The organism is Enterococcus silesiacus (assembly GCF_001886225.1).
Classification (GTDB): domain Bacteria; phylum Bacillota; class Bacilli; order Lactobacillales; family Enterococcaceae; genus Enterococcus_L; species Enterococcus_L silesiacus.
In genome coordinates, this window is record NZ_JXLC01000004.1 from 177,163 (window position 1) to 191,373 (window position 14,211).

At 33.5% G+C, this 14,211-nt stretch carries 13 protein-coding genes; all 13 read right to left on the bottom strand.

Annotated features, from left to right (window positions below; translation table 11 throughout):
• Positions 1–57: 57 nt before the first annotated feature.
• From RV15_RS04430 to RV15_RS04490, 13 genes are read right to left on the bottom strand one after another with little or no spacing between them, the layout of a single operon-like run.
• Positions 58–1,068: an electron transfer flavoprotein subunit alpha/FixB family protein gene (locus RV15_RS04430; RefSeq protein ID WP_083429098.1), complete on the bottom strand. Its 1,011-nt coding sequence runs from the start codon at positions 1,066–1,068 to the stop codon at positions 58–60.
• Positions 1,049–1,813: an electron transfer flavoprotein subunit beta/FixA family protein gene (locus tag RV15_RS04435; RefSeq protein WP_071876841.1), complete on the bottom strand. Its 765-nt coding sequence runs from the start codon at positions 1,811–1,813 to the stop codon at positions 1,049–1,051. The genes RV15_RS04430 and RV15_RS04435 overlap by 20 nt, the downstream gene beginning before the upstream one ends.
• A gap of 23 nt (positions 1,814–1,836) precedes the next feature.
• Positions 1,837–2,982, bottom strand: coding sequence for an acyl-CoA dehydrogenase family protein (locus RV15_RS04440; protein WP_071876842.1), 1,146 nt, complete (start codon positions 2,980–2,982; stop codon positions 1,837–1,839).
• A gap of 3 nt (positions 2,983–2,985) precedes the next feature.
• Positions 2,986–4,017 (bottom strand): HAD-IIIC family phosphatase, encoded by a 1,032-nt coding sequence (locus tag RV15_RS04445; protein ID WP_071876843.1) that lies wholly within the window; start codon positions 4,015–4,017, stop codon positions 2,986–2,988.
• 10 nt (positions 4,018–4,027) lie between these two features.
• On the bottom strand, positions 4,028–4,261 hold the full coding sequence (locus RV15_RS04450) for an acyl carrier protein (RefSeq protein ID WP_071876844.1): 234 nt from the start codon (positions 4,259–4,261) through the stop codon (positions 4,028–4,030).
• A gap of 29 nt (positions 4,262–4,290) precedes the next feature.
• Positions 4,291–5,127 carry a 3-hydroxyacyl-CoA dehydrogenase family protein gene (locus RV15_RS04455; RefSeq protein WP_071876845.1) on the bottom strand — a complete coding sequence of 279 codons (837 nt, stop codon included), beginning with the start codon at positions 5,125–5,127 and terminating at the stop codon, positions 4,291–4,293.
• A gap of 23 nt (positions 5,128–5,150) precedes the next feature.
• Entirely contained in the window at positions 5,151–5,939 is a 789-nt protein-coding gene (locus tag RV15_RS04460) for a nitrilase-related carbon-nitrogen hydrolase (protein ID WP_071876846.1), read from the bottom strand.
• A 32-nt stretch (positions 5,940–5,971) separates the two neighbouring features.
• Positions 5,972–6,709, bottom strand: coding sequence for a thioesterase II family protein (locus RV15_RS04465; protein WP_071876847.1), 738 nt, complete (start codon positions 6,707–6,709; stop codon positions 5,972–5,974).
• A 22-nt stretch (positions 6,710–6,731) separates the two neighbouring features.
• Positions 6,732–7,610, bottom strand: a complete 879-nt coding sequence (locus tag RV15_RS18925) for a hypothetical protein (RefSeq protein WP_245791237.1) — start codon at positions 7,608–7,610, stop codon at positions 6,732–6,734.
• A 60-nt stretch (positions 7,611–7,670) separates the two neighbouring features.
• Positions 7,671–9,002, bottom strand: a complete 1,332-nt coding sequence (locus tag RV15_RS04475) for an aspartate aminotransferase family protein (RefSeq protein WP_245791239.1) — start codon at positions 9,000–9,002, stop codon at positions 7,671–7,673.
• Complete coding sequence (locus RV15_RS04480; protein ID WP_071876848.1) at positions 8,983–9,960, bottom strand: ACP S-malonyltransferase; 978 nt, start codon at positions 9,958–9,960, stop codon at positions 8,983–8,985. Before RV15_RS04480 ends, RV15_RS04475 begins: the two co-directional genes overlap by 20 nt.
• Positions 9,961–9,972: 12 nt before the next feature.
• Positions 9,973–10,212, bottom strand: coding sequence for an acyl carrier protein (locus RV15_RS04485; protein ID WP_071876849.1), 240 nt, complete (start codon positions 10,210–10,212; stop codon positions 9,973–9,975).
• Between the two features lies 1 nt (position 10,213).
• A complete protein-coding gene (locus tag RV15_RS04490; RefSeq protein ID WP_071876850.1) occupies positions 10,214–14,206 on the bottom strand; it encodes a beta-ketoacyl synthase N-terminal-like domain-containing protein in 3,993 nt (1,330 codons plus the stop codon).
• Between the last annotated feature and the right edge of the window lie 5 nt (positions 14,207–14,211).

Consider the following 14,211-nt stretch of genomic DNA (forward strand, 5'->3'; position numbering starts at 1 on the left):
ACTAGAAAACTTCGAAAATTTTTTCTTTCAGTTACAACGATCCTTATCACCTCTTTTCTATTGGATGAATCTGGCTTCCATTTCCGCTAAGATCAGATTTAAATCTTCTTCAACAACAATATCTGAAAAATCAAAGATAGGTGCATTTTTATCGTGATTCACAGCGACAATAACATCAGCATTTTTTATTCCCACAATATGTTGACTAGCTCCAGATAAACCGAAACTAACATAAATCTTAGGCGAAATACTTTTCCCAGATTGCCCAACTTGGTATTCTTTATCAACTAGATTTTCTTCAACCAACGTTCTTGTCACCGCAATACCTACCTGCATTTTTTCAGCTAAAGCAAAAAACCTATCAATATTTTGTTGATCCTTTACACCACGCCCAAGACAAAAGATAGTTGAATATCTATTAAAATCAACAGAACATTTTTGAGCATATTGACGGGTAGATAGTACTGTATATAACGGGGTATTTATTCTCGTCTCAAAATCTATTTTTTCGTAAATCTCTTGTCTAGCAGTTGTTCTTTTTTTTGATTTAAAAACATTTGGTTTTACCGTTCCTAATTTAAGTTCACAATTGATACAAACAATTTTAGCAAGAACTGTATCGCTCATAGCCGCTCGAATAAAAATCAATTCTTGCTTTTCTGATAATTGAATATCAATACAGTCAGCTGTTAGTCCAGCTCCAAAACGGTTCGACAAGATAGATGATAAACTCTTTCCCATTGTTGACGTAGGAATCAATACTAATTCAGGCATTTGTTTGTTGATATGAGTCGATACTACCTCTGCAAAATGTCGATAATCAGTTAAACCAACAGAAGTGTTTTTGTAGAAATAGATAGAATCTGCTCCATATTCGTATAAACGATTCATTTCATCAGCACATTCGTTTATACCAAAGCAAAGGACCTCCACTCGACAAGCCATTTGTATTGATAAGTCATGAGCTTTAGAAATTAGCTGTAATGCGTGTTCATCATCACATTGTTTTGAACAATCGTTAATAACTAAAATATTTTTTGTAACCATGTCAAACCCTTTCTGTCGCATTCAATATTTTCATTAAATGATTCACTTTTTCTTCGACTGTTCCTTCGATTTTTTGATATTTTTTTTGTTTTTTTTCCTTTTCAATACGCCAAACCTTTGTCTTTGAACCTTTGATTCCGCAAAGTAGCGGATCGATTCCTAAGCTTTCAGCATCCCAAATTTCAATTCCTTCCCTTTTAGATTTTTTTAATGCTAATAAACCAACTGTAAGTTTACTCAGTGTAAGTGTTTCATAAGATAAAAGAACAGGCAATTGTGCACTAACTGTTTGGATCAGATTTCCAGCTTTTTTATCTAGTATCACTCTATCGTTTTTATTGTCCAGAACTTCAGTTACTTGAGAAATACAAGGAATACCTAAACATTCTCCGATTCCAAAACCAACTTGTCCCGTTTCTCCGTCAACCGATTTTTCACCGCAAACGAGTAAATCAATGTACCCAATTTTTTTGATTGCTTCAGCTAATACTTTTGAAGTTGCCACTGTATCCGCTCCAGAAAATTTTGAATCACTTAGCAAAATCGCACGATCAGCACCTAATGCGATTGTTTTTAATAACACATCCTTAGTTGGGTTTGATCCCATTGAAAGGCAAATCACCTCACAACCAGTTGCTTCTTTAAGCTTTAAACAATCCAATAAAGCTGCGTGATCATACGGATTTAATGTAAAAGTTTCATTTCTCTCTTCATTTGGATAAACATACTTTGTTCTCACAATTTTTAAACAGACTACTAGTCTCATCTATACAACTCCCTCCAAGATGGTTACAATTTTCCGTTATTAATTAAGTTAACACGATAAATTGTATTTTTCTGCATCTCATTGGTGCCAGAATAAATACTACAAGCTAGCGCATCTCTTAATTCACGTTCAATGCCATATTCTGTTGTATAACCGTACCCACCGAAAATTTGCAAAGCATCTCGGCATGCTTGAATGTAATGTTCACTAACAAAAACTTTGAAAATAGATGTTTCCAAGAATGCTGTTTTTCCTTGATCTTTTAACCACGCAATTTTGTAAAGCATCAGTTGACTCATTTCCTGATTAATTTTCATTTGAGCAATCTTATGAGAAATAGCTTGATTGTCACCGATTGGTTTTCCAAACTGCTTTCTACCGGTAGCTTGTTCGTTACATTCTTCAATAATTCTTGTCATAGTTCCCACGTGAGGAGCAAATTCATAGCATCGCTCCCACTCTAATGCGGCAGTCATAATATATGAACCTTGGTTCCATTTACCTAATAGATTATTTTTAGGAATACGGCAATTTTCCAAAACGATTTCACTGGTTGGACAGGCATTTAGTCCCATTTTTTTGATATCTTCACCAATCTGAAAACCCTCTATTCCTTTTTCAACTATAAATGCAGATAAGGAAACAGGATCTTTATCAGTTGAAACAGCAAAAACGATAAAAGTATCTGCAATCGGACCGTTTGATACAAACATCTTGCTACCATTTAATACATAGCAATCCTCTTCCTCCTTAACTTTTGTTTTCATACTGAAAGCATCCGATCCGGCTTCAGCTTCTGAAATCGCAATACAACCAATATTATCTCCTTGAATCATCTTAGGCAGAAATTGACGTTTTTGCTGTTCTGTCCCGTATAGATAGATAAGATTTTGGCAAACCCAAATGTGATTATTTAAGGCAAAAACAAACCCATTATTTTTGCATGCGTAGCCCAGAGCTTCAAAAATCAGCGCAGCTGTTAAGTAACTTTCACCTAATCCACCATATTCTTCACTAATCGTTACTCCTAGTAAACCAAACTTTGAAACTTTTTTCCACATTTCGGCTGAAAAAGTTTCAAAATATTTTTCATCATTCAAATGTTCTCGAGCAAAATCAATGATTTCTTGCTGATATTCTTTTTGGTCTGATGATAAATTAAAATCCATTTTTCATTTCTCCTTTGGCAAATAAACGTATTCAGGTAATTCTTTTTCATGAGTTAAATCAGCCTCAAAAATTAGTTGCTCACCTGTTTTCTCTACTTCTTTAAATCCACTAAATTTATACGTGATATACATAATTTTATTTCTATCAGTTGGAATAAATTCCGCTTGTAATGTTATTGCTTTTTTTCTTGCTTTATTCATAACATAGTACAATAAAACATTGCCTACTCCTCTTGAAATAACACGACAAGACATGATCAGTAATTTAATCGTCCATACCTCTTCTATCGTTTCGATCAAAGCCAATCCAATTTTCCCATAGGATCCATATTTATCATCTAATTGCACTACAAACATTTTATGTGTTTTCGAAAATAGTAACTTTTGAAGATCCTCATACGAATAAATTGTTCCTGTTGAGTTTAGCTGACTTGTGCGAATCGTAAGTTCTTCAACTCGCTTTAAATCTTCTTCCTTTGCCTCAGTAATTGTCATTTTTAAATTCAACGTTTTTAAAAAAGCTTCTTTTGTTCCCTCAAAAGCTTCCTCAATTTGATTCCGCTCAATATCTTGTTGATACATTTGTCTTCTATTTTTTGAATCGACAGTAATGAACGTCGGATTAAACTCGCTCATCTCCAATAATCCATCTAACTTTTCACCATCAATACATAAAATTTCTGAATGAGAAAAACTTACTTCATTTCTTTCAAACTCCTGATCGTCGATAAAAGCAATTGTATCTTTACTAATATTTATCGAAGATGCAATTTTATCGATTGAAACTGATTTAGCATGCCAATTAATTTCTGGATAAATAAAATAATCATATAAACCAAATTCTTTTAATTTTTTCTCGGCTAATTTTTCATCATTTTTACTTGCTATCGATTGTAGAATTCCGCGGTAATCAAGTGTTTCAATAATTTTTTTTACATCAGGACGTAACTCGATTCTTTTGTCCTCCGTTAAAACACCATCCCAAATTGTGAGATCCAAATCCCAAACAACGCATTTTATCTTTTTTTGTTTCAAGCTGAACCTCCTATGATTGTTTTGAATCTACTAAATTAACAATTGAATTAACATCTTTGAAATTATCAATATCCAGTTCTTCATTACTAATTGAAATAGAAAATTCTTTTTCTAAAAACATGACCAACTGCATTGCGAATAAGGAACTTACTAGTCCTTTTTCAAAAATATTTTCATCATCTGCTAAATCATAGTTTGTAATAAAATTAGTTAAAAATCCCCTTATTTTTTCTTTATTTTGCATTTTTTTACCTCTATTTCTATTTTTTTAATTCAATAATATTTATAAAATCCTTGCCCAGATTTTCTTCCAAGATAGTTTACTGAAACCAATTGTTTTAAGTAAGGCGATGCACGAAATTTTGGATCTTCATATTCGTCATATAATATTTTTAGAGAATCAAGCACAGTATCCAATCCAATTAAATCTGCAGTTTTTAAAGGACCCATTTTATGTCCAAAACCTTCTTCAAAAATACGATCTATTTGCTCTGGTGTAGCCACATTTTCATGTACTAAAAATGCTGCTTCATTCATGAACAAGTGGGATAAGCGATTAGAGACAAAACCTGGACTATCTTTTACAACTTCAGCAGCAATATCGATTGAGGCTAACAGGTTAATAACCTTCTCTTTCGTTTTCTCAGATGTAAATAATCCTAAGATGACCTCTGTAAAATTTTTTACTGGTGCAGGATTCATGAAATGTACACCTATTACTTTGTCCGGACGACCGCTTATATTTCCTATCCAGGAGATTGGTACACATGACGTATTAGCCATAAAAATACATTCTTCATTACAATTATTATTTAATAATTGATACACTGATTTTTTTATTTCTTTTTCTTCTGTCACATTTTCAATCACAAATTTAACGTCAGCTATCTCGTTATAAGATGTTGCAAAAGCTATTTTCTCTAAACATTCTTTTGGGTTTATTTTTTGTTTGAACATTTGCTTTAGTTTTAAGCTTCTAAAAATACTGTCCTTCGCTTGTTCAAGAATAGCATCATCCTTGTCTATTAATATAACTTGCCAACCGTATACACTGAATCTTTCTGCAATACCTTGTCCCATTACCCCAGCCCCGATAATTCCAACTTTCATTTTCTATCCCTCCTTTTTAGTCTTTATTCTAAGTTATGATTCATTAATCTAATATAAAATTTTTCTTTGCGGTCTTGCTTTACTGGAAATGATTGACGAATTTTCGCCACATCATTTATTAACTCACAGTATAAAATCTCTTCATGCGATTGACCTTCTTTTATAATTTTTCCAGAAGGGTGCACTAGTAGGGTATTACCGCTGTATTGATTTCCATTTTGAGTTCCCACGCAATTTATTCCTGCAATATAAACTTGATTCTCTATCGCTCGAGCTATCAAAAGTGCATGCCATTGTTCGATTCTTTCGTGAGGCCAATTTGCAGCAATAATAATGAATTCGGCTTTTTTTGAAACAGCTTGAAATATTTCTGGAAACCTTAAGTCATAACAGATAAAGATACTACACATAAATCCCTTGATTTTTTTTAAAGCGATTTGATTGCCAGCTTGATAATGATTGTTCTCTTTTGCAAATGAAAAGGGATGTATCTTAGTGTAATCCATTATTTCTACACCGTTTTCATCAATGATTACATAATGATTTTCCGCAAGCTTATCTAAATTTTGGTTCTGGACCCAACCATAGCCAATCATTACTTTCTCTTCCTTTGCAAGTAGTTTGATCTGTTTGTGATATTCATCTGCTTCATTCAAACATGCTACTTCATCCATACTAAAACCAGTTAGTGACATCTCAGGGAAAAGGATCAAATCAACAGGTTCTCTATTTTTGATATATTCTTTCATTCTTGAAAAATTCTTTTTTTTATTTTGTAACTGGATATTCATTTGCACCATAGCAATTTTCATTTCCTACGCCTGCTCTCTACCCTTATTTAGTATTAAAAAAGTTGTTTTTCAATAATCTGAGCAACTTGATCCGGATCATCATGAATGAACATATGAGAATAACCATTTAACAATTTAACTTGTATAGGATTTTCAAAATAATTTCTCCAACTAGTCACCATGTGTATTCTAATCTTTTGATCATTTGTTCCCAAGATAAACGTTACATCACTTCTAAATGGTTCAATCATTTTATTTTGAGCAGAATCTAATACCTGACAATCTGCTCGAAAAATCGGCATTAAATACCTCATAATAGCCTTATTTTGTTTGATTTTTTCTGGAAGGGCACCATAACCATCTATTCTTTCAACCACTTGAGCATCTGGGATCTTTGAAACATTAGACTCAGTAAAGGTATCTGGTGAACCACAAGCAAATATAATTAGCTTCTTAGGAATTTTATTTTTCAATTCTGGCATCGAAAGAATTCTCTTCATTAAATGATAAACTACGATACCACCCATACTGTAACCCAACAAAACAGTGGAATTAGTTAATAGTTCAGGAAGCTCTTTCATGTACGTATCAACAACCTCCTCTACATCTTCAACCAAAGGATAGGGACAGCCTCCATGTCCTGGTGGATTTACAGCCCATAAGTCAATAGAACTATCCAATTTATTCGCAAGTTCATTAAAGGCATGAGAGTATCCGCCTAAATAAGGAAAACAAATCAAACGAGTATCACTAGTTCCAGGAGATAGATGATTAAACATTTCTTTTTTCAAAATACTTTCGTATAAGCTGAACCTATACTACTTCCTCCTTTTCTATCGGCTGTTCACCTTTTTCAGACTGCTTTTGATAGATATAATCTGGAAATAGTTGCAACTTTTGTTCAATAATTCCTTTTTTTGCTAACTGATACATCATGACACTCAAAATACAGAAAAAGACTAATTGTAATATCTGTACTTTAGGATCAAAATAATATAATTTTAAACGGCTCCCCGAAGCAATTAGCCAGAAAGTATAAATGAACATCAAAATACTCCCCTCAGTTGCATTAAATATATAACTAAAAAACAACATAAACGCCATTAATTGAGCAACGTAAAACGGATATAAAGTTGCTGTTTCAAATGAGCTGACGACGTATCCAGGTAACACGAAAAATCCAAATGCAAATCCTGTAAGCAATGCTGGAATTTTATTATCTTTAAACTTTGTTTGTAGATAAGGAAGCAAAAATCCAACCCAACCAAATGCTCCACCAATCAGCCCTGTCTCTTCAAAAAGGTTGATAAATGCTTCTCTTACCATCTCTGCTAGAGTAAAATCGTTATCAGGCACCTCAAATCCTAAAATTTTTGACCCATAATGCATCACTGCATAGAATAACAATGCAATAACAAATAAAAATGGAAACCACCATAAATCTTTTTTCCTTGGAATCAGTCTTCCTAAAACACCTTTAACCCCTTTTGCTCCTCCCTGCATAAAATAGACAATTAAGCCTGATAATGTTGGTGCATAAAGGGCAATCATTACCAAAGGATTAGCTAAAGTTAATTCACCAAAGATAGTTTTTAATGTGTCATTAAAAATAAAATAAACAGCTAAAATTCCCCAGCAAATTCCAAACGCTAGTAATAAGTATGTTGCTAGGTACCTCTTTTTTTCTTTCATTATTCTTCACGTATATAGACAGCTATATTTACTATCTATTCCCTTCTTTTCATTCATCGATTAATTATTAATTTCATCATAAACTTTTTTTGTTTCAAGTAACGCTTTCTCGACTCTGTAATCAAACCATTCAACATCTTCTTTATTTAATAAAATATTTGGATAAATTCTAGATAAACTAGACATTAGAACTCCTTGTTTAGCTAACTCTGCATTCAAAATGATATCTAGAGAAGTGATATCAAATGTGTAATCTGATGGAGAAGTTAATTCTTTTTCACAACAATGATATGCCCCGCAACCTAACGGACCTTGAACCACTAATGGCATTCCAACTTTCTTTGCCTTATCTCTTAAAATTTGATGTAATTGTGCAGTATAAGTATTCATTGTCTTTAAAGCTTCTCCGTCATTTCGACTTAAACACTCCAATGTTGCTTTTATAGCAAAAGTCCCTAATGTATAACCATTGAATGTCCCAGCATGAATCACTTTTTTTTCAATCAGCAACTCCATAATCTCTTTTTTTCCTGCAAGTGCTGACACTGGAACACCACCACCACCTAATGCCTTTCCTAATATCGTAAGATCAGGTATAACATTAAAATAACTCTGTGCTCCACCTAATCCCATTCTAAATCCAGTAATAATCTCATCAAAAATCAGAAGCACACCGTATTGATCACATAACTGCCGCATTTTAGATAAATAGCCCTCTTTTGGCATTACAGACCCTCCATTAACACAAACCGGCTCTGTAATGATTGCAGCAATTTCAGATGACTTTTCCTTTAATAACTTTTCTAAACACTCTTCGTCATTCCAAGGAATTAGATACGATTGTTGAGCCATGATGTCATCTGCTCGACCTAAAGTTCCTTTTAAGTCTCCTAGAAAATCCTCTGGAATAGGTGTTTCAACTGAATGCTGCTTACCTCCCATAATATTATCTGCATTTCCATGATAATGATTTTCAAATCGAATGAATTTATTTTTATGCGTATATGCCCGTGCTAAACGTAATGCATTTTGTACCATTTCTGTTCCAGATAAACCAAACCGAATCATCTCAGCAGATGGAACGAATTTAGTGATTAATTCTAATACCTCAGCATCTAAGTCACAGTGACTGACCGATAATACTCGATCAATGCATTCTTTTAAAGTTTCATTATATTCATGGTTATTATGACCCACAATCATTGCACCAAAACGAGCATACAAGTCTAAATATTCTTTATTGTTCATATCCCAAACCCGACTATTTTTTGTATTGATAAAATGAATCGGCGTTTCTTCCCAAGGCATGTTAAAATTATAATGAACACCGCCTGGCAATATTTTTTTAACTCTCAGGTTGTATTCAGCCATCTTATTCTGTCCATTGCTCAACTGTTCTCTCCTCCTTTGTCAATAATTCTCGTATTTTTTTATTATCTTCTATATCATCATAAGCAAGACTTGAAATCTTGAATGAATTTTCAAAAACGAGATTTCGCATAATTTTATTAGGTCCAATATCTATTAAATATGAAACATCCATTTTGGATACTTTCTTTAATCCTTGTAGCCATAAAACCGGAGAAACCAATTGCTTTATCAGGTTCGCTTTTATCTCCTTTTCATTACTTACCAACTCACCACTAACAGTTGAATAAACAGTTACTTTAGGTTGGGCAACAGTCAATGTTTCAACTATTTCTCTCAATTTATCCAGTTTCATCGTGACAAACGGACTGTGAAATGGCCTGGCTTCTTTCATAGGTATCATACGAAACGGAATAATTTGTCCGCCTTGAGACTCAACTAATTTTTCTAATTGCTCTAATTCTTCTTCTTGGCCAACAACAATCGATTGTTTTTCGGAATTATAGCCGGAAATCATCAAATTTTCTGTACTATTACACTCTCTGATTAATTCTTCCAATAATTCAGGTAAAATATCCACTACTAAAGACGCACTTCCCTTTAATTCATCATCCGTACTTGCCATAAGCTTCCCTCTGTTTTGAGCAAACGCAACAGCTTCAGAAAATGTAAGACTTTCAGAAGCAAGATAAGCACTGATTTCTCCCAAGCTGTGTCCTAATAACACTGTTGGTTTTTGCTGAGTTCTTTGCATAAAATCTAAGAATAGCGCATGACTTAATACAACAATCGCTGGTTGGGCAATTTCAGATTGTGTAAGCTCTTTCATTGTTTTTTCAGACAGTTCTTTTTTTAAATCTAAATTTAAAATATCAGATGCTTCTTCCAACAAAGAATCCACAATTTTTTTATCGCATTGAGCGAGCTGATTCATCCGCGTGTATTGACTACCTTGTCCAGGAAATAATAATCCGTAGTTCATCCTTTAACCTCACTACCCCAGTTCATTTTTTAAATAGTCGGCAATATCTCCGACTCTTTTAAATTCAAAAATAACGGCTGGATTTATTTCAACTGAAAACTGCTTTCTCAATCTATTAATAACTTTCAATGCTTGAACTGAAGATAACCCAATTTTTAAAAAGTTAGTCTCTTCATCAACTTGATCTATTTCAATATTTAAAATAGTTGCAAGTTCATTTTTTATTGTTTCTACAATTTCTTCTCTAGTCATATTATTCTTCCTGTCCGATCCACACTTTTTCTTTAGCAAATTCATAGTGAGGAACTTGTATTATTTTATAATTATCTTGTTTATACAATTCTTTCCAATCAATTGAGGCTCCTAATAAATAAAGATCTTTCAATAAATTAGTTAGAATATGTTGATATTTATTCAGTGAAATCAACGTATGATAGTTTTTACTCTCATTTGTTTTTCCATCTAAAGTTACCAAGATATCTGTTTTATAGTCATTGATTTCCTCAATCGTTTTTTTCGAAATATTCAAACTTTTCAGTAACATAGAATCTCTTACTGAAATGACTTCTCCCATGTTTCCTAAGCTGTTTTTTACAGTTAGAAGTTGTTCCATTTTCTCCCAAGTAAGATTTTCTGCAATCGAATCCCATAAAAATGAAATTTTTGGATCACTTAATTTTATGGTAGTGCCGTCTTTAAAGTTTTCAATGATTTCTCCTGACTTAGTCACAATGCAAGCTGCTCGTTTACTATAATGTACTCTACAACAATTTCTTGTATAAGCAATATTAGGAATCTTCTCTGGATTTTCTTGCATGAACTGCAATAACGCTTTTTTTTGTACTTGCAAACTCTCTTTAGTTTTTGCTGAAACCGTCATCACATAATAGTCCTGATTTGGCACTTCAATTTCAGTATCTATCCATTCTTCTATCACCATATGTGCATTTGTACCGCCCAATCCTAAAGAATTAATACCAGCGCATCGATTCTTCCCATTTGAATTCTTCCATTCTTGAACTTTGCTAATCACTTCAAAAGGTGTTTCATGTAGCAGTAACTTGGGATTCAACTCTTCCAAATGTAGTGACGGTACTAGTTGTTTGTGTTGTAAACAAAGTAAAACTTTAGCCAAACTAGCTCCTGCTGCACTTGGAAGTAGGTGTCCAATATTCGTTTTAGCTGAACCAATCCCGATTCTTCCCGTATTAGAAGATTGATACTCTTTAAATAATTTGCTTAAAGCACTAATTTCAATTGGATCACCAATTTCAGTACCTGTTCCGTGTGCTTCATACATTCCTAAATCATAAGGGGACACTCCTGCATTTTTATAAGCTTCTGATAAAACTTGATATTGCCCTTTAGGATTTGGAGCCATAATACTAAGGGAATAGCCATCATTGTTAACAGCACTGCCTTTGATAAGTCCGTAGATATGCTTTCTATTTTTGACTGCATCTTTTTTACGCTCTAAGTAAACAACCATTGCTCCTTCACCCAAAGCTGATCCATCTGCATCTTTATCAAATACTCTTGATTGACCATTGCTACTAAGTATTCCACCTAAATCTGCTAAATCATGAATACTCTTACTAAAAATCACATTAGAAGTTGCTACAACCGCACCATCTATTTTTCCTGTCCTTATTTTTTCTGCCGCTTCATGGATAGCTACTAAGGTAGAAGAACATGCTGTATCGATAGCCAATGCTGGTCCGACAAAATTAAATTCATGAGATATCGCAGCAGCAATTACATTATTCAAGTTTCTGACCAATGTTTTTTCTGATAATTTCTCTACTCCATGCTTGTTAGCATAATGAAGTACGAATGGGAAAAAATTACTAGAAACAGCTGCATATGTTGCAATTCTTTTTTCTTCTAACTCTTCAGTAATCTCTCCAGCTTCTTCTAAAGCTTGGTATGCTAACTCCAGAAGAATCCTGTGTTGGGGATCCATACAATTCGCTTCATTTTTAGTTATTCTAAAAAAATCATAGTCAAATTCATCAACGCCTTCAATTTCTCCTAGCCAATTATTCCAGCTTTCATCATCTACTAGCTGTTTTCGGTAGTGAGAAACTCGTTTTACACTATTTTTCCCGTTTACCAAATTTGTCCAAAAAGCATCTTTATTTTCAGCATCTGGAAAACGTAAAGATAACCCCGTAATCACTATTTCATTTTCAGAATTTTCATTTATAGGCTCTTCTTGTTTGACTGTTAATTGTTCAGTTGTTCTTTTGGTATCCATATAATTTTCTTTTAAAAAACTAGCTGTTGCTTCGATTGTCTCACATTTCAAAAGAATTTTTGGTCCTACATCTTGTCCAGTTATCTCTGAAAACCGTTGTAGCAATAGGTACGCCTTGACTGAATTCCCCCCAAGTGAGCGAAATGTCGCTTTCTTGCTGATCATTCCCTCTTCAAGCTTCAACACGTCACTCCAAATTTTTCTAATCTTTAATTCAAGAGAGTTTACTGTTTCATACGCTTGTTGTACTTCATCATTATTTAGTTGCTCTAATTCAGTTTGAACTAGCTGAAAATTTCCCTGTTCAAAACGTTGTCTTAATAAAAACCTTTGCACCTTCCCAGTACTTGTCCTTGGAAAAGTATCACTTGGCAGGACATAATCGACTTGAATGCCTAATTCCGAGCTAACTTGTTTTTTTACATATTCTTGTATAAAAACAAATTTTTTAAGTTCGTCTTTAAACTGAACAAATACTAGGAGTACCTCGTTTTTGTCCTCTGTTAATCCGGATGTTACCGCAACATTTCCTTGCGATAAAACACCACCATCACAGATAACCTGCTCAATATCATTTGCTATATAATTTTTCCCACGGATAATAATTACGTCTTTTTTTCGTCCAGTTATCATTAATTCATTGCCAACTAAATATCCTAGATCTCCTGTTGAAAAAAATCCTTCTTCATTAGTTATTGACTCCACATGATCATTAGCAAAGTAGCCTGAAGAAATTAACGGTCCTGCAATTTGAATTTCTCCTACTTCTCGCTCATTCAATAAATTATTGTCTTCATCTACAACTCTAACTTTGACATTTCCAACTGGTTCTCCAACAGAAACAATTGACAAACTGTCCTTTGAATCATATTGAGGTTCTGCAATCCGTTTGCTAACAAGCAGTTCTCGTGAAATAGAATCTTGAAAATATTCTTCTCTGCCGCTTCTTGCCATCGTTACCGCTAGAGTGGTCTCTGACAAACCATAAGCAGGTCGCATCACTTTATTCTTGTACCCACATGGGGAAAATTTTTTAGTAAAAGCCTCAATTACGCTGATTGAAATCGGGTCTGCACCATTATTGATTTTGGTTAATGACGATAAGTCCAACTCTTTTATTTGTTCCTCATTTATATTCTTTTCCAACCAATCAAAACCAAAATTACTTGATACAAACCAACTACCTCTATGTTCGCTTATTTTTTTTAAGAACAAGAATGGATCACTAATAAATGTACTTGGCTTCATTGTAAAAATATTACACCCTGTTATGATCCCAACCATATGAGGAGCAAAAATCCCCATATTGTGACTGTGAGGTAACCAAGAAAAAACAGTTTCAAAGGAAGATATATCTACTGCATCCTTTGTGGCCCAACTACTTTCTATAATATTCTTATTGTTTAATAATATTCCTTTAGGCTTTCCGGTACTGCCAGAAGAGTATTGAATAAAAGCTGTTTCATTTTGATCTATTTCTGGTAGATGGTTACTTTCTGTTTCACAAAGTAGTTCTTCATATACAATAAAGTTTATATTTTTGAAAATCTTAGTCTCAGATAATTTTTCAAATTCCCTTTTTTGATCACTACTTATTAATACATAGTCATTCGGGTGATTCTCCCAAATTTTCTGAAATCGTAATATCCCTTGTGAACCAACCTCGTACGAGGTTGGTTCACCCACTGGAATTGCGACAAACCTTGCCAACATACACATCCAAAAAGCAGTATAAAATTTTTGGGGATCATCCATCAAAATAATTAATTTATCTCCAGGTTGTACGCCTAATTTTTGCATCGTAAATAGACATTTTTTTGCTTTTGATAACTGATCTTTATAAGAAATAAAAACTTCACTGCCATCTGCCGCAATATACCATAACCCTTTGTCAGGGAAATTAGTTGCCGTATTATCAAAAAAATCTCGAACAGTCTTCACATTATTAGGAAGCGGAAGTACTTTACCAGTTGCAATTGCTTTTTTCATATTTT